The organism is Sorangium sp. So ce362 (assembly GCF_051519845.1).
Classification (GTDB): domain Bacteria; phylum Myxococcota_A; class Polyangia; order Polyangiales; family Polyangiaceae; genus Sorangium.
In genome coordinates this window covers 11,982,417-12,003,651 of the sequence record NZ_CP150332.1, presented here as the reverse complement: position 1 = coordinate 12,003,651, position 21,235 = coordinate 11,982,417, and the positions used below count along the sequence as shown (strand labels likewise).

General features: G+C 74.3%; 14 protein-coding genes. 11 read left to right on the top strand and 3 right to left on the bottom strand.

Annotation, left to right across the window (positions count from 1 at the left end; translation table 11 throughout):
* Window positions 1-801 precede the first annotated feature (801 nt).
* The 9 genes from WMF17_RS46030 to WMF17_RS45990 all read left to right on the top strand — a co-directional run bounded on the left by WMF17_RS46030 (window position 802) and on the right by WMF17_RS45990 (window position 10,180).
* Window positions 802-1,875, top strand: coding sequence for a hypothetical protein (locus WMF17_RS46030; RefSeq protein WP_437647277.1), 1,074 nt, complete (start codon window positions 802-804; stop codon window positions 1,873-1,875).
* Between the two features lie 142 nt (window positions 1,876-2,017).
* A complete protein-coding gene (gene miaE, locus WMF17_RS46025) occupies window positions 2,018-2,614 on the top strand; it encodes a tRNA isopentenyl-2-thiomethyl-A-37 hydroxylase MiaE (RefSeq protein WP_437599909.1) in 597 nt (198 codons plus the stop codon).
* A gap of 6 nt (window positions 2,615-2,620) precedes the next feature.
* Window positions 2,621-4,078, top strand: coding sequence for a hypothetical protein (locus WMF17_RS46020; protein WP_437647275.1), 1,458 nt, complete (start codon window positions 2,621-2,623; stop codon window positions 4,076-4,078).
* A gap of 282 nt (window positions 4,079-4,360) precedes the next feature.
* Window positions 4,361-4,837: an ATP synthase F0 subunit B gene (locus WMF17_RS46015; protein ID WP_437599907.1), complete on the top strand. Its 477-nt coding sequence runs from the start codon at window positions 4,361-4,363 to the stop codon at window positions 4,835-4,837.
* Entirely contained in the window at window positions 4,834-5,847 is a 1,014-nt protein-coding gene (locus WMF17_RS46010; RefSeq protein ID WP_437647273.1) for a F0F1 ATP synthase subunit B family protein, read from the top strand. Before WMF17_RS46015 ends, WMF17_RS46010 begins: the two co-directional genes overlap by 4 nt.
* Window positions 5,844-6,386, top strand: a complete 543-nt coding sequence (atpH, locus tag WMF17_RS46005; RefSeq protein WP_437599905.1) for an ATP synthase F1 subunit delta — start codon at window positions 5,844-5,846, stop codon at window positions 6,384-6,386. The genes WMF17_RS46010 and atpH overlap by 4 nt, the downstream gene beginning before the upstream one ends.
* Before the next feature lie 116 nt (window positions 6,387-6,502).
* Window positions 6,503-8,389: a F0F1 ATP synthase subunit alpha gene (gene atpA, locus WMF17_RS46000; protein ID WP_437599904.1), complete on the top strand. Its 1,887-nt coding sequence runs from the start codon at window positions 6,503-6,505 to the stop codon at window positions 8,387-8,389.
* Window positions 8,390-8,395: 6 nt separating this feature from the next.
* Entirely contained in the window at window positions 8,396-9,367 is a 972-nt protein-coding gene (gene atpG / locus WMF17_RS45995; RefSeq protein ID WP_437599903.1) for an ATP synthase F1 subunit gamma, read from the top strand.
* A gap of 207 nt (window positions 9,368-9,574) precedes the next feature.
* A complete protein-coding gene (locus WMF17_RS45990; RefSeq protein WP_437599902.1) occupies window positions 9,575-10,180 on the top strand; it encodes an L-threonylcarbamoyladenylate synthase in 606 nt (201 codons plus the stop codon).
* Window positions 10,181-10,581: 401 nt separating this feature from the next.
* On the opposite strand, the gene WMF17_RS45985 is transcribed toward WMF17_RS45990, so the two are convergent.
* Both WMF17_RS45985 and WMF17_RS45980 read right to left on the bottom strand, forming a co-directional pair.
* On the bottom strand, window positions 10,582-11,517 hold the full coding sequence (locus tag WMF17_RS45985; RefSeq protein WP_437647271.1) for a DNA-methyltransferase: 936 nt from the start codon (window positions 11,515-11,517) through the stop codon (window positions 10,582-10,584).
* Entirely contained in the window at window positions 11,514-12,416 is a 903-nt protein-coding gene (locus tag WMF17_RS45980) for a penicillin-insensitive murein endopeptidase (protein WP_437599900.1), read from the bottom strand. The genes WMF17_RS45985 and WMF17_RS45980 overlap by 4 nt, the downstream gene beginning before the upstream one ends.
* Before the next feature lie 256 nt (window positions 12,417-12,672).
* Here WMF17_RS45980 and WMF17_RS45975 point away from each other — a divergent pair, with 256 nt between their 5' ends.
* Window positions 12,673-14,256 (top strand): hypothetical protein, encoded by a 1,584-nt coding sequence (locus tag WMF17_RS45975; RefSeq protein ID WP_437647269.1) that lies wholly within the window; start codon window positions 12,673-12,675, stop codon window positions 14,254-14,256.
* 222 nt (window positions 14,257-14,478) lie between these two features.
* Here the strand turns inward: WMF17_RS45975 and WMF17_RS45970 are convergent, their stop codons facing one another.
* On the bottom strand, window positions 14,479-15,495 hold the full coding sequence (locus WMF17_RS45970) for a hypothetical protein (protein WP_437647267.1): 1,017 nt from the start codon (window positions 15,493-15,495) through the stop codon (window positions 14,479-14,481).
* Between WMF17_RS45970 and WMF17_RS45965 the strand changes: the two genes are divergently transcribed.
* Window positions 15,422-21,082 (top strand): tetratricopeptide repeat protein, encoded by a 5,661-nt coding sequence (locus WMF17_RS45965; RefSeq protein ID WP_437647265.1) that lies wholly within the window; start codon window positions 15,422-15,424, stop codon window positions 21,080-21,082. The two genes, WMF17_RS45970 and WMF17_RS45965, sit on opposite strands and share 74 nt — an antisense overlap.
* The last annotated feature ends 153 nt before the right edge of the window (window positions 21,083-21,235 follow it).

Genomic DNA, 21,235 nt, shown 5'->3' with positions numbered 1-21,235 from the left:
CGCTGCTCTGAAGTCCGCTCCACGAAAATAGGTTTCGGGGGCGACCGAAGAACCGTCGCCCCCAACTTATCCACAGGTCTCACAGCGAGGACTCGCCTCCAACTCCTGGAGATCTCTATGTTATTCTGAATGTAATCGAAGGGCGTGTCGACTTTTCAACAGTCCGCCCACGTCCACTTCGTCCTCGGAAAATCGTCCGCATGCCTCCACAGAATGCGGGTCGATGGTACGGCCCCACTGCACCGGCGCTGGGCTCGGCCTCAGCCGAGCACACCGATCGAGGTGGGGGTGCAACCGTCGCGTCGAGGTCCATTGCATTGGAAGACAGATCGGCACAGCCGTCCCCCATACCGCCTCACAGAGCTCGGTAGCCCGCAGCGCCCCTTTCGGAGCCACCCTTTGGAGGACCCGGTGCGGCACAGGACCGCCCCGAGGACGAATCCGAGGTAGCACCGGGTGAGTCCGGGCGTCTATCCCCAACTGCGAAACTCGATTCAAGTATCGAATATAACTGGTGTAAATTCAGTCCGTGGCGCACTGCGAAAAAAGCTTCGCGGCCGCCTCGCTCTGGCCCTCGGACACAAGGCGCCAAAACCCCCGACGCGGGTCGGTGATTTTCACGACGCGCTCACGATTGCAGAGCAAAACCCGCTCATCTCGTCGTCAAGAGGCTAAAGGGGGCTGGTTTTCCAGCTTTTTTTAGAAATACGGAGCTCGTCCAGCACAGAACGGCCGGCCGGGAGCCATTTTCGGGGGCCGAGAATTTGCCCCCAGGGCCCCGGTCTGGGGTATGGCGAAGCGATGCCGTCGGGGATCCGGTTGACAAGGGGGGCACGCCTCGCTCATCGGCCGGAGCGGCCGTCGGGCCGGTCGGCGAGCGCCGCGCGGGCCAGGGCCTTCTCGGCAGCCGGCGCGCTCGCGCTGGCCGCGGCCGCGGGGCCGGCGGCGGCCGAGGAGCTGCCGCCCCAGCTCGCCTACGCCTACGGCGAGAACGAGACGCCCCGCGCGGCGGCCCTCGGCGGCGCGCTGCGCGCCCTCGGGAACGGGACCTCGGCCGTCTTCCTGAACCCGTCCGCCATGGTGGAGACCCGCGTCTACCACCTCCAGGCGCTCTTCCAGGGCAGCCCGGAGGCCGGCCGGCACACCTACGGCGGCGTCGTCGTCGACTCGGTCACAGGGAAGCTCGCGGGGGCGATCTCCTTCGTGGGCGGCTTCGTCGACGGCGACGGGATCGACCGTTCGTTCCTCGACGCGCGCGCGGCCCTCGCCTACCCCATCACCGAGCGCCTCTTCGTCGGCGTCACCGGCCGCTACGCCAAGATCACGCAGGACGGGACGCTGCGCGAGGGGGGCCTCGGCGACAGCTACGTCTCGCGCGGGCTGCGCGAACGGGAAGACGGAAAGGTCGTCGGCCGGCACGCCTTCGTCGACGAGTTCACGTTCGACGCCGCCCTCACCGTCAAGGCGACCGACAACCTCTTCATCGCGGCCGTCGGGCAGAACCTCTCCTACCCGGGCCACGGGCTGCTCCCCACGACGGTCGGCGGCGGCATCGGGTTCGGCACCGACGACCTCTCGATCGAGGTCGATGGGCTCGCCGACCTCAGCTCCTACCGCGACACCACCTACCGCCTCATGGCGGGCGGCGAGTACCTCGTCGCCGATCACTTCCCGCTCCGCGCCGGCTACCGCTTCGACCAGGGCGCCGACCAGCACGCGCTGTCGCTCGGCGCCGCCTACGTGGGCCCACAGTTCGCCGTCGAGGGCACCGTGCGGCGGGCGCTCGCCGGCGGCGGGCCCACCACGTTCGTTGTCGGGCTCTCGTACCACCTCGAATCGAGCGGGCTGACCCGAGCGACGTCCGACGGCTTCTAGTTCCGCCGCCCTGACGGCGCCTCCGGCGCGCGGCGGCGGGCGCGAGCGCGTCGGCGCGGCCCGACCGCAGAGCGCGCCGCGCCCCCGTCGAGGCCCGCCTCCCCCTTCTCGCCGCGCCGCGCCTGCTCTAGGTCGGCCCTACGTGCTGTGCCTGACCCTACCGACCGATCCACGCTGGGCTGACGTGGCGCTCGCCGACCTGCCGGCGCTCCTGACCGACCACGCCCACTGCGAGATGAAGGCGGCCTCCAACGCCCTGTCCCTCGCCGCGCGCTGGCCGTCGATCCCGCGCCTCGCGCGGGCGCTCGTCGATCTCGCCGAGGAGGAGCTCCGGCACTTCCGCGCGCTGCTCGACGTGATCGAGCAGCGCGGCCTCGCGCTCGGCAAGCCGGAGACCGACGTCTACGCGAGCGAGCTGCGCAAGGCGGCCTCCAGCACCTGCGCGCGCAACGCGAAGGCCGCGCTCATCGATCGGCTGCTCGTCGGCGCCCTCATCGAGGCCCGCTCCTGCGAGCGCTTCCGGCTGCTCGCCGACGGGCTCGCGGCGCGCGCGCACGAGCTCGCGCCGCTCTACGAGGAGCTCTTCGCGTCGGAGGCCCGGCACTACCGGACCCTCGTCGACCTCGCCGTCGAGATCGCCGGCGACGAGCGCGCGACGCGCGGCCGGCTGGCCGAGCTCGCGCGCGCCGAGGGCGAGATCGCCGGGCGGCTCGGGACGGCACCCGCGGTGCACGGGTAGGTGAGCATGGACATCGATCTGATCCGCCTCGATCGGGACGTCGCTCGGGCGGCGCGCGCGTGGCGCGCGGCGCTCGGCGACCTCACCCGGCGCGGTCCGGCCCCGCCCGCCGCCGACAAGGACAGCCCGAGCGCCGCCGAGGCGAGGGCCCGGCTCGAGAACCCGCTCGATCCGTTCCGTCGCGTCAGCGCGCGGACGACCTACCTCGAGCTCACCGGCAAGACCCCCGGCCTCGGCGCGGAGCTCGGGCTCGCGAGCCCGGCGTCGCCCGCCGCGCCGGACCCGACCGGCCTCGCCGCCCCGCTCGCGGACTGGGTCTACCTGCTGACCCTGGAGCGGGTCGTCTGGGCCGATCGCGTCCGGCTCGCCGCCGCGTGGCACGCGGCGTCGCTCACGATCGACCTGCCCGAGCCGGCGCGCGTGTCGCCCCACGAGGCGCGGCTCCGGCTGCTCGCCGACCCGACCGACGCCGGACGGAAGACCTTCGCCGAGGTGCTCGCCCGCGGATCCGGAGCGGTCGCCGACGCCGCCCGCGTCCTCGTCGAGCGGAGGCACGAGGCGGCGCGGCTGCTCGCGGAGGACGGCCTCCGCGCCATCGAGATCCCCTGCGATCCTCCGGGCGCCGCGCTCGGCGCCGCCGAGGCGCTGCTCTACCGGACCGAGCCGATGCTGCAGCCCGAGCCGACCTGGTACGGCGCACTCGGACGCGCCGTGGGCCGCGACGCCGCGTCGGGGTGGCCCGCGCGGCTCAGCCCCCGGTGGATCGAGGAGCTGTTCCGCCCGACGAAGCTCACCGAGGGCCTCGCGATCGATCTCGGACCGCTGCCGCGCCCGCTCGGCGCCGCCTCGTTCGCGCGCGCGCTCGCCCGCTTCGGCGCGGCGCTCGCGCTCGCCTCGGGGCGCGGACCGTTCGCGCTCGCCCACGCGCCGTTCGATCTCCGGCGCGCGCGCCGCGCCGCGCTGTTCGGCGGCCTCGTCGCCGATCCCGTCTTCTGCGCCCGCGCGCTCGGGCTCGGCCAGGGCCGCGCGCTCGATCAGGCGCGCGCGACCGCGCGCAGCCTCCTCCTCTCGCTCCGCCTCGACGCCGCGACCGTGGCGCTCGTGTTCCACTCAGGCCAGGACGGCGACGGGCACGTGCTGCTCCGGGCCTCGCGCGACCGCAGGGATCGCTTCGAGGAGGCGACGGCGCGCGCGCTCGGCGCGCCGATCCCGGGAGCGCTCGCCGGGGTCGTCCCGGCGCTCGATCCCGGCGCGGCCGCGCGCCTCGCCGGGGCGCTCCTGGCCGCGCGCGATCGGCGCGACCTGATCGAGCGCTTCGACGAGGACTGGTTCCGCAATCCGCGCGCGGCCGAGGCCCTCCGCGACGAGGACAGCGCGCTGCGCTCGCCGACGTCGAGGCGCGCCGGCGAGGCCGATCTCGAGGCGGGCCTCGGCGAGGTCTTGCGGTCGCTCGCGAGCCTCTAGCCGATCGTCTCCTCCCACGCGCGACGAATCGCGCGCGGCGGGGAGGCGTGCTCGCGCCGACGAGCGAGCGCGGCGCGCGGCGAACGCCCGCGGTTCGCGAGCGCGGCGCGCCTCGACGAGGCGGGCCCCTCCGCCCTGCCGAGAGCCCTCCCACCTTTGGCCGAGAGCCCTTCCAGCTTTGACTGACACGTGCTAGGTGCCGGCTCGCGAAACCGCCCCTCCCGGGGGGCGCGCGCGGCGCGCGGCTCCCGCTGCGCCGCCCTCGTCGCCGAACAAGCACCCGTGAACCCGAACGCAATGCACCCTCTCCTCGCGTCCGGCGCCATCGCCGTCGACTTCGATCTGACGTTCCTTGCGCAGGTCGTCCTGTTCTCGACGTTCATCGTCGTGCTCAAGCCGCTGCTGTTCGATCCGCTGCTCCGCGTCTTCGAGGAGCGCGAGCGGCGCACCGACGGCGCCAAGCGCGAAGCGCGCGAGATGGACGAGCGCGCGGGCGAGCTGCTCACCCGCTACGAGGCCGAGATCGAGCAGGTCCGGCGCGAGGCCGGGGTCGAGCGCGAGCGGCTCCGCGCCGAGACCGCGAAGATCGAGGCGCAGATCATGACCGAGGCCCGCGTCGAGACCGCGCGCATCCTCGAGGATGGCAAGGCGAAGATCGCGGCCGAGGTCGCCCGCATGCGCGGCGAGCTCGCCGCCGCCCAGCCCGCGCTCGCCGCGGAGATCGCCGCCAGCATGCTCGGCCGCGAGGTGCGCCAGTGAAGAACCCGCTCCACCGCTCATCGCTCGCCCTCGGCCTGGCCGCGGCGCTCGCCGCGGGCACGGCCCTCGCGCAACAGCCGGCCGCGCAGCCGGCGCTGCCCCCCGGGCACCCGCCCGTCGGCGGCGCGGCCCAGCCGGCCCAGCCCGGGGCAGCCCAGCCGGGCTCGCCGCAGGTGCTGCCCCGCCCGCGCGATGCGCAGCCCGCCCGTCCGCTCGGTCCGGGCGGCCGCCCGCTCCCGCCCGGCCACGGGCTCCGGGCCCCGCAGGGCAGCATGCAGCGCGCGCGCCCGGCGGCGCCGCCGGCGCCCGCGGAGCACGCGTCGCACGGCGAGGAGCACTGCCCCGGGCACGGCCCGACCGATCCGCCGCCGCACGTCAACTGGTGGCAGGGCCTCATCGGCGTGAACAACGAGGCGGCCGCCAAGGGCGGCATCAACTCGCTGCTCTGGCGCTACAAGAACGAGAAGAACCCCTGCGACCCGAAGAACCAGCCGCCGCCGTTCCTCGCCTCGGTCCTGAACGTCGGGCTGCTCGGGCTCATCCTTGTCCGCTTCGGGAGGAAGCCGATCGCCGAGGCGCTGAAGAAGCGCAAGCAGACGATCATGCAGGAGCTCGACAACGCGTCGCGCCTCAAGCAGGAGGCCGAGAAGCGGCTCGACGACTACGAGGACAAGCTCACGCGCCTCGAGGAGACGCTCGCCGAGCTCAAGGCCGAGCACGCGGCGCAGGCCGAGCTCGAGAAGGCCCACGTGCTCGCCGAGGCGGAGCAGCGCCGGCTCCGGATGCGACGCGACGCCGAGTTCCGCATCGATCAGGAGCTCAAGTCGGCGCGCGCCATGCTCCTCCAGGAGGCGGTGCAGAGCGCCGTCGGCGCCGCGGAGGCGCTGCTCCGGCAGCGCGTCGGCGCTGAGGACCTCGATCGGGCCAACGAAGAGTACCTGAAGGCCATCCCCGCGGCCGTCTCCGCCGGCGCGGCCCGCGGAGCCAAGACCACCGGAGCAGCGATATGAGCTACGAGTCCGTCGCCCGACGCTACGGTCGCGCGATCTTCGAGATCGGCAAGGAAACCGGCACCCTGGCGTCCCTCGCCCGGGAGATCGGGGACGCCAGCGCGACGTACGCGGCGAGCGAGGAGCTCCGCCTGGTCCTCGACAACCCGCTCATCCCGGAGGCCCAGCGCGAGGAGCTGCTCCGCGAGATCGGCGCCCGCGCCGGCTTCTCGGACGTGACGAAGAACACCCTGCTCCTGCTCGCGCGTCGCCGGCGGCTCCCGGCGCTGCCCGAGATCGCCCGGCAGCTCGCGCTCCTCGTCGATCGAGAGCAGAACCTCGCCCGGGCCGTCGTCACGAGCGCGGGCCCGCTGAGCGACGGTTACCTCGACCGCCTCCGGGGCGAGCTCGAGCGGGCCACCGGCAGGAAGATCTCGATCATCCACAAGCAGGATCCCTCGCTCATCGCGGGCGTGGTCACCCAGATCGACGATCAGGTGATCGACGGCAGCCTCCGGACCCGGCTGTCGGCCTTCCGTGACAACCTGCTCCGAACCTGAGGGGGACGCGAGCGCGCGCCCCTGTTTCACACGAGGTCGGGGCTCGGCGTTCGCCGCCCCCTTGCCTTGACGACGTTGATTCCGAAGCCCAAGCGTCTCCGGAAAGAGGACTCCGCATGCAGCTCCGCGCCGAAGAGATCTCTCAGATCATCAAGAAGCAAATCCAGAACATCGACAAGGCCGCTCAGGTCACCGAGACGGGCACCGTGCTCACGGTGGGCGACGGCATCGCCCGCGTGCACGGCCTGAGCCGCGCCATGGCCGGCGAGCTCGTCGAGTTCACCGGCTCGGAGGGGGGCAGCCTGATGGGGCTCGTGCTGAACCTCGAGCAGGACAACGTGGGCGCCGCCATCTTCGGCGATACGAGCCTGATCAAGGAGGGCGACTCCGTGAAGCGCACCGGGCGCATCATGGAGGTGCCCGTCGGCGAGGCGACCCTCGGGCGCGTCGTCAACGCGCTCGGCATGCCGATCGACGGCAAGGGGCCGCTCGACACGAAGGAGCGCCGCCGCGTCGAGGTGAAGGCGCCCGGCATCATCCAGCGCCAGCCGGTCACCGAGCCGATGCAGACCGGCATCAAGGCGATCGACGCGATGATCCCTGTCGGCCGCGGCCAGCGCGAGCTCATCATCGGCGACCGGCAGGTGGGCAAGACCGCCGTCGCCGTCGACGCGATCATCAACCAGAAGGGCAAGGGCGTCATCTGCGTCTACGTCGCGATCGGCCAGAAGCTGTCGACGGTGCGCCAGGTCGTGGACCGGCTCGATGCGCACGGCGCGCTCGAGTACACGATCATCGTCGCCGCGACGGCGAGCGAGACCGCGCCGCTCCAGTTCATCTCGCCGTACACCGGCGTGACCATCGGCGAGTACTTCCGCGACAGCGGGCGCCACGTGCTGTGCATCTACGACGACCTGTCGAAGCAGGCCGTGGCGTACCGCCAGCTCTCGCTGCTGCTCCGCCGCCCGCCGGGCCGCGAGGCGTATCCGGGCGACGTCTTCTACCTCCACTCCCGGCTCCTCGAGCGCGCGGCGAAGATGGCCGACATCTTCTACGTCGTGGCGAAGGGCACGAAGATCGAGGGCGGCGACCCGGCGTACCGCGGCGTCGATGGCAAGGCGCACGTCGGCGCGCACGGGATGCACTCGGCGAAGGACTCGCTCTGGAAGACGGTCGACGCGGCCGTCTTCGAGAAGCTCGAGCTCGCGCGCAAGGAAGAGAAGAAGGACGAGATCAAGAAGCTCGAGCAGCAGCTCTCGGACAAGGCGAAGGCGAGCGACTACGAGATCGTCCGCGATCCGAAGTCGGGCGGCTCGCTCACGGCGCTGCCGGTCATCGAGACGCAGGCCGGCGACGTGTCGGCGTACATCCCGACCAACGTCATCAGCATCACGGACGGGCAGATCTTCCTCGAGGCCGACCTCTTCTACTCCGGCGTCCGCCCGGCCATCAACGTCGGCATCTCGGTCAGCCGGGTCGGCGGCAACGCGCAGATCAAGGCGATGAAGTCGATCGCCGGGACGCTCCGCCTCGATCTCGCGCAGTACCGCGCCATGGCGGCGTTCTCCCAGTTCGCCTCGGATCTCGACGCGAAGACGCGCGCGCAGCTCGAGCGCGGCGCGCGCCTCACCGAGATCCTGAAGCAGGGCCAGTACGTGCCGCTCGCCGTCGAGAAGCAGATCCTCATCATCTACGCCGGCACGCAGGGCCTGCTCGACGACCTGCCGGTCAGCTCGCTCGCGCGCTTCGAGGACGAGCTCTACAAGTTCGTGGACAGCAAGCACGCCCAGATCTTCACGGACATCCGGGAGAAGAAGGTCCTCGACGACGACCTCAAGTCCCGGATGACGAAGGCGATCGAGGCCTACAAGAAGCGGTTCGTGATGGACGCGAGCGGCGCGAAGGCCGAGGCCGCGGACGAGGCGAGCGACGAGGACGAGCCGCAAGCGCCCAAGGCGAAGTCGAAGAGCGGGAAGAGCGCCTCGAAGGCCAAGGAAAAGTAGGCAGCCGTGCCCAGCCTCAAGTCCATTCGCAAGCGGATCTCGAGCGTCAAGTCGACGCAGAAGATCACCCGCGCCATGAAGATGGTCGCGGGCGCCAAGCTCAACAAGGCGCAGCTGCGCATCACCGAGCTCCGGCCCTACGCCGTGAAGGTGCAGGAGGTGCTCTGGCAGATCACGCGCGACGCCGTGGCGGCTGCCGCGGCGGAGGCGGGGACCGGGGCGGAGGGCGAGGCGAGCGCGCTCACGGGGAGCGACGGGGCGCCGCATCCGCTGCTCGTGGCCCGCCCGGAGCGGCGCGTGCTGCTCCTCGTGCTCACGAGCGACCGCGGCCTCTGCGGCGCCTTCAACACGAACATCAACAAGCGCGCCGAGCGCGAGTGGAAGAGCCGGACCGAGGCCGGTCAGGAGGTCCAGCTCGCGATCATCGGCCGCAAGGGGCGGGACTACTTCAACCGCCGCAACGCGCCCATTCTCGAGTACCTGCCCGGCGTCTGGGACAAGCTCAGCCTGGAGACGGCCCAGGCCGTCGGCGCGAAGCTCCTCGCCCCGTTCAACAAGAACGAGGTAGACGCGATCTACCTCGTCTACAACGAGTTCAAGAGCGCCATCACGCAGACGGTCGTCGTCGAACGGCTCCTGCCTGCCGGCGGGCCGGCGCAGGAACAGAAGCAGGAGCAGGGAGGCGAGGGCGGCCACGCCTCGCCCTCCGGCACGACGTCGGAGTTCCTCTACGAGCCGGACAAGGGCGCGCTCCTGGAGCGGCTCGTCCCGATGTACCTGGACATCTCGATCCTGCGCGCGCTCTACGAGTCGATGGCCAGCGAGCTCGGCGCCAAGCTCACGGCGATGGATGCCGCGAACAAGAACGCCAAGGAGATGATCGACAGCCTGACGCTCGAGTACAACAAGGCGCGGCAGGCGGCGATCACCAAGGAGCTCATGGAGATCATCGGCGGCAGCGAGGCGCTCAAGGAGTAGCGCCGCGCGCCTTCGGCCCTGCGAGGGGCCCCTGACGGCCGCCTCGCGCGCGCATGGCCAGCGGCCAGCGCGCGACCGGCTGGTCTCTCGGGGCCTCGCTCCGTCCCCTTTCACCCCAGCGCCCGCTCCTCGGCTACCCAGCGCCGGCCGATCCTTGCACGGCCAGCACTGGCCGAGCCGGTCGGGCGGCCCCATGGTGTCGGTCCCGTGCTTCAGCCCATCAACGCCGATCATCCGGAACCGCGCAAGATCGCGCGAGCGATCGACCTCATCCAGAAGGGAGAGGTCATCGGCTACCCGACCGACACCGTCTACGGGTTCGGGTGCGACCTGATGAACAAGCAGGCGATCGAGCGTGTCTACCAGATCAAGGGGATGCGCCAGAACAAGAACCTGGCGTTCATCTGCCCCGATCTGAGCGACATCGCGCGCTACGCGATCGTCGAGAACCAGGCGTACCGCATCCTCAAGCGCTTCCTGCCCGGGCCGTACACGTTCATCCTCCCCGCCACGCGCGAGGTGCCGAAGTACGTGCACCTCAAGCAGAAGACGGTCGGCATCCGGGTGCCGAACCACCCGGTCGCGCTCGCGCTGGTCCGCGCGCTCGGGCGGCCGCTCATCAGCACCACCGCCGCGCCCCCGGGCGAGGATCCCATCATCGATCCCGGCGAGATCGACGACCGGTTCCCGGGGCTCGCGCTCGTCCTGGACGCGGGGACCGGCGGGTTGGTGCCGACGACCGTGATCGACCTGAGCCAGGGCGACGTGCAGGTCGTCCGCGAGGGCGCGGGGCCGATCGACGATCTCGTCTGACGAGGGGCCGCGCCCGGCGGAGATCCGGACCGCGCGGCGCTCAAGGGGTCGCTGCGACGCTCCGGCGGGGCCGCGGCGCCGGCGCCACGTTGCGCGCGTCGAGGTGGACGCACCGGTCGTTGCAAAGCTTGATGCAAGCGTTGAAACGGCCTTCTCGAACGCCGAGAGGGCCATCTCGAGCGTTGAAGTCGGTGGCTCGGCGCCAAAGTGGGCCATCTCAAGCGTTGAAATACACGCCTGGATGCCAGAGTGAGCCATCTCAAGCGTTGAAATGCGCCACTCGGTGACCGAGCGGGCCATTTCAAGCGTTGAAGCCGGCGTCTGCGCCTCCGGGGACGGCCTTTCAAGGGGAATGACGCCGCGGCGGCGCGCGGTTCGGGTCGCCTCACGCCCTTCGGCCGCTAGGGCACCGCGCCGTCGCACGGCGCCGCCGGGACCTCGTACACCTCGTAGGCGACCCCCTCCCGGTCGAGCCGCTCCCGCGCCGTCGCGAAGGCGAGCGGGCTCCGGTCGCCGCCCACGAAGCGGCGGCCGAGCCGCGCCGCGGCGATGAGCGTCGTGCCGCTGCCGCACATGAGATCCGCGACGATCGCGCCGGGCGCTGACGACGCGCGGACGATGCGCTCGAGCAGCCGCACCGGCTTCTGCGTGGGGTAGCCGGTGGCCTCGCGGCGCAGCGGGGTGTTGGCGACCATCCCGGGGATGTCGGTCCACACGCTCCCGAGCCGGCGGCCCTCGTCGGCGTAGTACCGGTACGCCTTGCCGCCGAGGACCCGCTCGCGATAGAGGCGGCCGTCGTCGTCGCGGTGCTTGAAATGCATCGCGAGGCTTGTCTCGGCGAAGGGCTCGCGGAGCGTCGGATCCGCGGCGTTGTAGACGACCTGGCCGCGCTCGCTCGCGGCGCGGGCATAGAGGAGGATCGTCTGGTGCGTGACGGAGAAGCCGCGCGCGCCGCGGCCGCCGTTGCCCGGCGCCCAGATGATCTCGCCGAGGAACGCGCCGCGGCCGAAGAGGCGATCGCACGCGACCTTCGCGTCGTGCACCGCGCGGTGATCGAGGTGCAGGTACAGCGTCGCGCCCTCGGTCATGCGATCGCGGATGGCCTCGAGGCGCGGGGCGAGCATCGCGACGAGCGCATCGGCGCTCGCGCGATCGTCGTACGCGTCGGGGCCGCTCTCCGGCCTGCGCCGCCCGCGCGCCTGGCCGCGCGCCGCCCGCGCGGTCATCGTCGTCCCGACGCCGAAGGGAGGATCGAGGTAGACGAGATCGAACCGCACCTCGGCGGGGAGCGCGGCGCAGACGTCGGCGGCGTCGCCAAGCGCGAAGAGGTGGCTCACAGCGCGCTGTCGGGAGCCGCCACGCGGGAGCCCGCGGCGGCGCCTCCGGGCAGGAGGTCGTCGAGGAGCGCGGCGGCGAGGTCGTCGTCCGACGGCGCGACGAGCTGCGGGACCGCAGGGAGCCACGGCCAGTAAGGGCCGCCGCCGAGGCAGCCGGACAGGAAGTCGTCCGGCGCGCACGCGACGCGGAGGTGGATGTGATCGGCGTGCGCCGTGCTGTCGCCCGGCTGGAGCAGCACGCTCTCGGCATACCAGATGAGCTCCGGGTCCTCGTCGAGCGCGCGGGCGTACTCGATGATCAGCGCCTCGATCCAGCGGGCCAGGAAGAGCCACTGGACGTGCGCGTCGGGAGAGCGGACGAGCGACTTCACGAGCAGCCACTGCCGCTCGACGTCGAGGCGGACGTACCCGCCTGCGCCGGACGACGCGGGAGCCGCGGCGTCGTCGCCGAGCCGCGCGAGCCCGTCCGGCCCGAACTCGACGAAGCCGGGCGAGCGCACCGGGCGACCGTCCGGGGTGAGCGCGTACAGCAGGAGATCCGCGTCGCGCCCGGTGCGGTGGGAGCGGTGCCCCCGGGTGGCGCCGCCGTGGCGCGCGGAGAGATCGCCGACGAAGAGCGGCTCGCCGCCAGGCCGCGCGCGCGCCACCTCGGCGGCGGCGCGCTGGACGGCGGCGACCAGCCCCGCCGTCCCCCACCGGACGCCGTTGCTGCGGAGCAGGCGGTAGCCCTCGCCGTGCCTCGGCAGCTCGACGGCATCGGTGATGACGCCGTGGTGCGGGACGCCGATCGAGCCGCGGAGCGCGGGGGCGAGCGGCGTGGGCGAAGCGCCGACGCAGGCCGCGCAAGAGAGCGCGACGAGCCCGAGGAGGAAGGTGGTGAAAAGAGCACGGCTGGGCATGACGAAGATCGGACGCGCCTTCGGCCCCCGCCGCGCCGGCCCGCGCTGGAGGCCCGCGGCGACGCCCCGGCGTCGCTCTCGCCGGCGATACCCCCGCCGGCGCCGGAGGGAAAGTTCTCGTGGATGCGGCCCCGCCCGCCGCGCCCGCGCGCTCCGGATCGACAGCGGAAGCCGGGCCGGACCGGCGCGCTCCGGCGTCGAGCAGGCGCGCCACCCCCTGCCCTCACGCCGCGATCAGCGCTAACACGCACCGCCCATGGAGCCAAACCACCGCGCCCCCCCGGGGAACACGAGCGCGGATCGCCGCCCGCCCACGTCGGATCGACGCTCGCCCACGCCGACGCCGGATCGACGCCCGGAGGCGAAGGACGAGCCCGAGGGCGTCGCCTGGAAGGGGGCCCTCGCCGTCGCGCTCGCCGTCGGAGGCCTCGTGGTGTGGCGCGCCTGCTCGACGCCGGAGCGCGCCGCGAGCGACGCCGCCGCGGCGCGCGGCGCGAGCCCCGCGGCGAGCGATCCGGCCGATCCCGCCGCGACGCCGCAGCCGGCGGCGCCGCGCTGCGCGGCCGCGAGCGCGGCGCCGTTCGTCATCGGCGACGCGCCGCCGCCCGCGCGCGGGCCCGACGGCGCGGGGGGCGGCGCGGTGGACAGCGCCGAGGACCTCGCGCCGTTCGCCGTCGAGGTCGGCCGCGGAGCGGCGTTCGCCGGCGGGTTCGCCGTGGGCGCCCAGCGGGAGGCGGAGGGCGGGACCGTCGCGATGGTGGCCACGCTCTCGGCCGACGGGGCGCAGGGAAAGCTCATCCGGCTCGCGCGATCGCGGGGCGACATGGATCCTCCGGTCGTCGCCGGCGCGGGCGGCGCGATCCTCGCCGCGATGCTCGAGCCGAACGCCGGCGGGCGCGCCATCAAGGTCGCCAGGGTCGAAGGGGAGCACGTCACCTGGGGGGCCGAGCTCGCCGAGGGGCGGGACGAGTCGCTCGCGCTCGACATCGCCGCGTCCGGCGAGCGCGCGGTCATCGTCTGGGACGACGTGACCCGCGACGGCAAGCGGTCGCGGATCATGCTCGCGTCCGCCGACGTGGGCACGCTGCGCTCCGTCACCTCGGCCCGCCCCGTCTCCCAGCCGAGCACCGACGCGGAGATGCCGCGCGTGCTCGGCCGGCCGGGCGGCTACTGGCTCGCGTACATCGCGCGCGCCGAGGAGCCGGCGCGAGAGGCCCCGACCGAGCCGAGCGACGGCAACGAGGACACCGCCGCGGCAGGCGAGACGATCACCCACCAGTGGCTCGAGGTGGTCCCGCTCGACGAGACCGGCGCGCTCACCGCCACGCCGCGCGCGGTCACGCCCAGGGACGGGCACGTGCTCGCGTACGACCTGACGCTCAGCGACGACGACGGCCTCCTCCTGGCCTTCCGCGACGACGACACCCCGAGCGGCTCGATCGGAGGACGCATCAGCGCCGTGCTGGTGCGGCTCGGCGGCGCGAGCGAGCCGCGCGTGATCGTCGGCGGCGCGGGCGAGCAGGACGGCCCGCCCGAGGCGGCGCTGGGCGTGGGCGCCGGGGTGCCGGCGCTCCTCGCCAGCGCTCGTGGGTCGGGCCCCGGCGGCGCGCGCGAGGGCGCCGCGGCATGGCTCGCGATCGCGAACGCCTCCGGGCCGACGCAGCTCGCGGCGCTCACCGCGAGGGGCGAGCTCGCAGACGGGCTGCACGCAGAGCCGGCGCTCGGGCGCGGCGAGCCCATCGCGGCCTCCGCAGAGGCGCTGCTCGTGGCGCACCCGGCCGGAAAGGCGATGAAGCTCGGCGTGCTGCGCTGCACGATGACAGCACCATCCAACAAGTAGACCCGCACCGGATCGGCAAGCGCGGCGTCGCTCGAGCGGGCACCTGGACTGTGGATTGAGAGCGGGCGGATGTGTAGCATCCGCTGCGGTGGCCCACGGTGATGATCCGCAAGACGGAGCGTCGCGCCGACCTGGCTTCCCTAGCTTGCCCGGAACGCCGGACGAAGCTGGCTGGGAAGCCAACGCCGGCAACGCTCAAATGACGCGCGCAAGCGCGCAACCTCATCCGGGCGCGAAGACGCTGCTCGTCGGCACAGGCACGCCGAAGCTCGGCGCGCTGCCGAACGCGAACGCGCCGCCGGAAGGCGAACCGCCGGCGACCGCGACCCCGCTGCCCAGCGCGGCGGCGGCGACCGCGACCCCGCTGCCGAGCGCGACGGCGGCGACCGCGACCCCGCTGCCGAGCGCGACGGCGACCGCGACCCCGCTGCCGCGCGCGACGGCGACCGCGACCCCGCTGCCGAACGCGGCGGCGACCGCGACCCCGCTGCCGAACGCGACGGCGACCGCGACCCCGCTGCCGCGCGCGACGGCGACCGCGACCCCGCTGCCGAGCGCGGCGGCGACCGCGACCCCGCTGCCGCGCGCGGCGGCGACCGCGACCCCGCTGCCGAGCGCGGCGGCGACCGCGACCCCGCTGCCGAACACGACGGCGACCGCGACCCCGCTGCCGAACACGACGGCGACCGCGACCCCGCTGTCGCCACCGAACCCGCCGGCAGGTGCGAGCGCGCTGCCGCCACCGAACCCGCCGCCGCCGCCGAGCGCGCCGCCGCCGGGACCGAACCGGACGCCGGTCCCGAGTGCGGCGCCGGCAGGACCGAGCAGGCCGCCGCCGCTGATCCGCCGCAAGGACGGCAGCGTCGCCAGCGGCTCGATGCCGCCGCCGCTGGCGCCGCCGTCGAGGCCCCCGCCGCCGCTGCCGAGCGGCGCGCCCAGGGCGCAAGCGTCGGGACCCGGCTCCAGCCGTGCCGGCGCTCCGGTGTCCGCGTCCCGCGAAGAGCTGCCGCCGCCGGCCCGCTCGCCTCGAGTCCCGGCCCAGCGCCCGCCGCACCCGAACCGCACCGCGACGCAGCCCGCGGGCAAGCCGGCGCCGAGCTCCCAGCCGGGCGTACCCACCCAGGCATCGCCGGCGACCGTCGCCTTCGACGCAAGCACGACGCCGATGCCCATCTCGGTCGACCCGACCGCGACGCCGTTGCCCATCTCGGTCGACCCGACCGCGACGCCGTTGCCCATCTCGGTCGACCCGAGCTCGTCGCCCACGCCCATCTCGGTCGAGTCGATCGAGCCGATCGCGGCGCCGGACCCGCCCGCGCCGCCCGCCGCGCCCGCGCCGCCCGCCGCGCTTGCCCCGCCCGCGCCGCCCGCCGCGCTTGCCCCGCCCGCGCCGCCCGCCGCGCCCGCGCCGCCCGCCGCGCTTGCCCCGCCCGCGCCGCCCGCCGCGCTTGCCCCGCCCGCGCCGCCCGCCGCGCTTACCCCGCCCGCGCCGCCCGCAGCGCCCGCCACGCTCACGCCCGCCGTCCCGCCCGTCCAGCCGTCTCCGGCGACGGCGCGCTCCGTCGCGAGCGCGCCGCTCCCCGCGACCCCGCGCTCGGCCGCGAGCGCGCCCGAGCCGCCCCCGCAGAGCCCGCACATCGCGGCGCCGGACCTCGTCACGGAGCTCCAGCAGCGCGCCGAGCAGCGCAAGGGCAGCGATCCGATCGGCGCGGCGCGCGCCCTCGTGGAGCTCGGCATCCATGAAGAGCGCGTGCTCAGAGATCCCACCGCCGCGCGTCGGTCCTACGAGCAGGCGCGGCAGCTGTCCCGCAAGCTCGAGCCCGCGCTCTCGCGGGTCCATCGCCTGCTCGACACGCGCACCGAGCTCGCCGTCGCGCTCGAGGTCGTCGAGGACAAGCTCCGCGTCGCCGAGACCGACGCCCTCCGGGCCGACCTCCTCGCCGAGCGGGCGCGCCTGCTCCAGGCGCTCGGACGGACGCCGGAGAGCTGCGACGCCTTCACCGAGGCGCTGCGGCTCGTCCCGCTCCACGCCGCGTCGCTGCGCGGGCTGGAGATCGCCCTCCGTCGCGAGAGCGCGCGCGGCACCGAGCAGGCCGCCAAGGACCTCGCGGTGCACCTCGATCGCCTCGCCGACGCCTACGCCCCCGGGCGCGGACGGCCGGACGGCGACGGCCAGCTCACCGCCTGGGTCCACGTCGAGCGCGCCGCCGTGCTCGATCGGAAGCTCCACAGGCCGGAGCTCGCCCTCGCGTCCCTCGAGGGCGCGATCGCGTTCGATCCAGGGCCCGGCCCCGTGCGGGAGGCGCTCCGCCGTCACCTCGTGCACCACGACGGCATCGTCGGGCTCGTCGGCGCGCTCTCCCTGGAGGCCGAGCACGAGCGCGACGACGAGCGCGCGTCGCGGCTGCTCTACACGGCGGCGCGGCTGCTCATCGACAAGATCCGCTCCCCGGCCGACGCGGTGCCCCTGCTGACGCGCGCCTCCGCGCGCGCCCCGGCCGGCTCGCCGACGGCGCGGCGCGTGGTCGGCGAGCTGATCCGCCTGCTCGAGGCGAGCGGCGCCCTCGAGCTCGCCGCCAGCGTGCGCCAGAAGGAGCTCGCGCTCCTCACCGACAACGAGGCGATCGTCCACGAGCACGTCCGCCTCGCGGAGCTCTACGACACCCTCGGCAACGCGACGCAGGCCGCGCTCCACGCGACGCGCGCGCTCGATCTCGATCCCGAGGACAGCTCGACGCGGGAGCGGCTCGACCGCGCCCTCCAGCGCCTCGGCCACCACGCCGAGCGCGTGGAGGTGTGGACCGCCGTCGCCAACGCGGACCGGCCCACGCACGTCCGCGTCGCGGCGCTCCTGCGCGCCGCGGACATCTCCGAGCACCACCTGAAGCGGCGCGACGAGGCGCTCGCCATCCTGCGCGCCGCGTGGGCGATCGACCCGGGCAACAGCTCCGTCTTCGACGCGCTCTCGGCCCTGCTCGCGCCGGACCCCCTGGCCGTCGAGGAGGATCCGCGCGGCGTGCAGGCGCGGCTCGACCTCTACACGCAGGCCGCCGGCGCGACGGACGACCCCGCGCGCAAGATCGGGCTGCTCGAGAAGCTCGTCTCCATCTGGGAGGACGAGCTCGCCCAACCCGCCCGCGCCGTGGAGGAGATCGAGAAGATCCTCGAGATCGACCCGGAGCGGCGCGCCGCGATCCTCGCGCTCCAGCGCAACGCCGCGCGGGCAGGCGACGCGCAGCGGCTCGCGCGCGCGCTCTGCGCCGAGGCCGATCTCACGGAGAGCCCGGGCCAGCAGCGCAGGCTCCTCCTGCGCGCCGCCGACGTGACCGAGCTCCGGCTCGGCGATCGCGACCGGGCATCGGCCCTCGTCGACCGCGCGCTCGCGATCGATCCGTCCGATCCCGACGCCCTCCGCGCGCGCGTCCGCCTCGACGAGCGCGCCGGCCGGTACGAGGAGGCGCGCCGCGCGCTCCTCAAGCTCATCCAGCGCGATCCCGCGACCGACGCGGCGTTCAGCCTGTGGCTCGAGGTCGCGTCGCTCGACGAGCGGCGCCTCAAGCGGCCGCACAGCGCCGTCGAGTCGTACCGGGAGGCGGCGCGGAAGCGGCCCTCCCACCCGCTGCCCCGGATCGAGATCGCGCGGCTGCTCCGCGAGACAGGCAACTACGAGAAGCTCGTCGAGGTGCTGAGCTCTCTCGCCGACGAGACGCAGCGGCCCGACGACCACGCCCGGCTGCTCTTCCAGGCGGCCGAGGTGCAGGAGCTCGCGCTCGGGCGCGATCAGGACGCGCTGCGCCTCCTCGCCCGCGCCGACGCCGCGCTCGCCAGGAGCCAGCCCGATCCGGCGATCCTCGACGCCATGGAGCGCATCTACGTCCGCGCCGGCGGCGCCGGCTTCGGCGTGGGCCTCGGCGCGCCCGCGGCCCAGCGGCCGGCGTCCGGCGCGCGCGCGGCGTCCAGCCTGCCGGGGATGTCCCACTCCATGATCGCGAGCGAGCTCGCGGGGCTGTACGCGCGCTGGCTCGAGCGCAAGCCGCCGGCGCTCGTCGATCACGCGCTCAGGATCTCCCTTGCGCTGGTCCTCGCCGAGAACAGCCCGCGCCAGGCCGTCGAGATCCTGGAGGGGCTCGTCGCCGTCGTGCCGAACCACGTCCCCGCGCTCCGCATGCTGGAGCAGCTCTACCGGCTCCTCGAGGCGCCGACGTCGCTCGCGACGGTCCTCCGCGCCGAGGCCGACGTGTTCACCTCCACGATCGCGCGCGGCGGCGCGCTCTGGGAGCTCGCGTCGCTCGAGGAGCAGCTCGGGCCGGGCGCCGCGCTCGAGGCGCTCGCGCGCATCGTCAAGGAGGCGCCGCGGGACGCGGCCGCGCACCTGGCGATCCTCCGCATCGCCGGCAAGGACGGCCCCTCCGATCCAGCCGGAGCGCGGGTGCAGGTCCTCTTCGCCAGCGCCATCCGCGACAGCCGGGAGCTGACGACCGACCCCATCGCGCGCGCCCTCTACGGCATCGAGGAGGCGCTCCTCGCGGAGGCGCAGGCCGACGCGGACCCCGCCGCCGCGCACGCCGCCCTCGCCGGCTTCCGCGGCGCGCTCTCGCTGTGGCCGGAGAGCCTCCTCGCGGCCCGCGGGCTCGATCGGCTGGCGCAGCGCCTCGGCGACCGCGCGGGCGTGGTCACCGCCCAGCTCGCGCTCGCCGACCTCGTCCTCGGGGAGCCCGCGCGCGCGATGCACCTCGTGCGCGCGGCGGAGCTCACCGCCGGCGACGCGTCCCCCGAGGGCGCGGCGCGCGCGCTCGAGCTGTACGAGAGCGCGCTGCGCGCGGATCCGGGCTGCGTCGCCGCGGCGCGCGCGCTCGCCCAGCGGCTCGCGGGCGACCCCCACCGGCTCACCGACCGCCTCGGCGAGGCGCTCGGCAAGGCCGCGGGCCGCGAGGCGATCTCGCTGCTCGGCAGCGAGATCGCCCGGTCGGTGCTGCAGCACCAGGGCCGCCCGGGCGCGATCGACCCCGGCGTGGGCATCGCGGCCGTCCGGCGCGTCATCGCGACGATCCCGAACGACGCGGCGGCGCTGCTCCTCCTCGCCCGGCTGCTCACCGCGCAGCGCGTCTGGCTGGAGGCCCGCGACGCCCTGAAGCGCGCCGTGGCCGCGGCGACCGACGCCGAGACGAAGATCGCGGCGCAGTTCCTGATCGCCGATCTGTACGAGGGGCCGCTCGCGAACCCGGCGCTCGCGCAGGACGCGCTCCAGGCGGTCCTGTCGATCGACGCGCAGCACCGGCCCGCGCTGGAGCGGCTGCACAAGCTCGGCGTCACGCGCGGCGACCACGCGCTCGCGCTGCGCGCGCTCGGGCGCCTCGTCGAGCTCTCGCCCGACGCGGGCGCGCGCGTCGAGGCCGACCTCCGCCTCGCCGACGCCTACCGCGACGCCGGCGACACGGCGGGGATGGTCCGCACGCTCTGCGACGCGATCGTGAGCGCGCCGAGCGGCGACACGCGCGGGTGGACGGCGCTCGCCCGCCTCTACCGCGTCGAGACGAGCGAGGGGGCGGCGGCTTACGCCAAGGCGCTCGCGCAGCTGCTCGAGCTCGCCGGGACCCGCCGCGTCCCGCTCGATCCGCGCTGGCTGACGACGCTCGGCCTGCTCGAGTCGACCCTGCTCGTCCGGCCGCGCGACGGGCTCGCGCGCCTCCAGCAGGCCGTCGCGCTCCCGGGCGCCCCGCCGGAGTCGCGCACCGCCCTCGGCCGCGGCCTCGAGGCCGCGGGGCGCAACGCGGAGGCGGTCCAGGTGCTGCGGGACGTCCTCACGGCCGACCCGGAGGTCATCACGCGGCTGCCGGACATGGGCCCCGCGCTCGCCGCGCTCGAGGCGGCGCTCGCCAAGGACGGGCGCGCCGAGGAGCGGGTCACCGTGGAGGAGGTCCGCGCCTGCCTCGGCGAGGTGACGCCCGATCGCATGCTCCGGCTCAGGGGCCGGCGCGTCCCGTCGGAGGCGCCGTACGCCGGGGCCTTCGCCGGCCCCGAGATCGGCCGGCTGCTCCTCCCGGAGGCCCGGAGCTCGTGGATCGACGTGGCGCTCGCGATCGCGCCGATCGTCGCCAAGGCGATCCGCTTCGAGCTGAGCAACCTCGGCGTCAGCTCGCGCGAGCGGATCGGCCCGCGCGACAACCACCCGACGCGGCAGCTCGCCGAGCGGATCGGCCGGGCGCTCGGCATCGAGGCGTTCGAGCTCTACCTCGTCCCCTCGTGGCAGGGCGCCGCCCGCGTCTTCCCGGGCGATCCCCCTGCCCTCGTCGCGCCGACCTCGTTCACCGAGCTCCCGGAGCTCGAGCAGACCTTCGCGCTCGCGCGCCTCTTCGCGCGCGTCGCGGTCGGCTTCACGTTCCTCGACGAGATCCCGGCCGAGGCCACCGACGGCCTGCTGCTCGCGTCGATCCGCACGATCGATCCAGGCTTCGGCTCGGGCGCCGTCTCGCCCGCGCGCGAGCACGCCGCCCAGCAGATGCTCCCCGGCGTGCAGCGGGCGATCGGCCGCCGGCAGCGCAAGATGCTGGAGGAGGTCGCGTCGACCGTCGCCGTGTCCTACGACGCGCGCGCGTTCGTCATCGGCCTGCGCCGGAGCGAGTACCGCATCGGCTACCTGCTCTGCGGCGACGCGCTCGCCGCGATCGACTACCTCCGCCGGTACGATCGCGACATCGCCCGCTCGACCGAGGAGCCGCGCCTGCTCCTGCAGCACCCGGTGTCGAACGAGCTCCTGCGCTACGCGCTCTCGGCCGACGCCTACACCGAGCGCCGCCGCGCAGGCTCGGTGTGGCCAGCCGTGTAGACGTACTCACCAGCTCATCTGCAACGACAGCAGCGCACACACATCGCGCCTCCCGGGCTCGGTCCGCTGCGTCTCTCGCATATTTGTCCGACCTGAGCGGCGTTATGGCGTCTCAGGCGCGTGGCGCCGGCCGCGCGGACGGCGCGTGGTATC

Coding starts and splice junctions, on each gene's coding strand:
- WMF17_RS46030 (WP_437647277.1), top strand. CDS start 802: ATGCCGTCGGGGATCCGGTTGACAAGGGGGGCACGCCTCGCTCATCGG.
- WMF17_RS45980 (WP_437599900.1), bottom strand. CDS start 12,416: ATGCCCAGCCGTGCTCTTTTCACCACCTTCCTCCTCGGGCTCGTCGCG.
- WMF17_RS45975 (WP_437647269.1), top strand. CDS start 12,673: ATGGAGCCAAACCACCGCGCCCCCCCGGGGAACACGAGCGCGGATCGC.
- atpA (WP_437599904.1), top strand. CDS start 6,503: ATGCAGCTCCGCGCCGAAGAGATCTCTCAGATCATCAAGAAGCAAATC.
- WMF17_RS45965 (WP_437647265.1), top strand. CDS start 15,422: ATGCCCATCTCGGTCGACCCGACCGCGACGCCGTTGCCCATCTCGGTC.
- WMF17_RS46020 (WP_437647275.1), top strand. CDS start 2,621: ATGGACATCGATCTGATCCGCCTCGATCGGGACGTCGCTCGGGCGGCG.
- atpH (WP_437599905.1), top strand. CDS start 5,844: ATGAGCTACGAGTCCGTCGCCCGACGCTACGGTCGCGCGATCTTCGAG.
- WMF17_RS45970 (WP_437647267.1), bottom strand. CDS start 15,495: ATGGGCAACGGCGTCGCGGTCGGGTCGACCGAGATGGGCAACGGCGTC.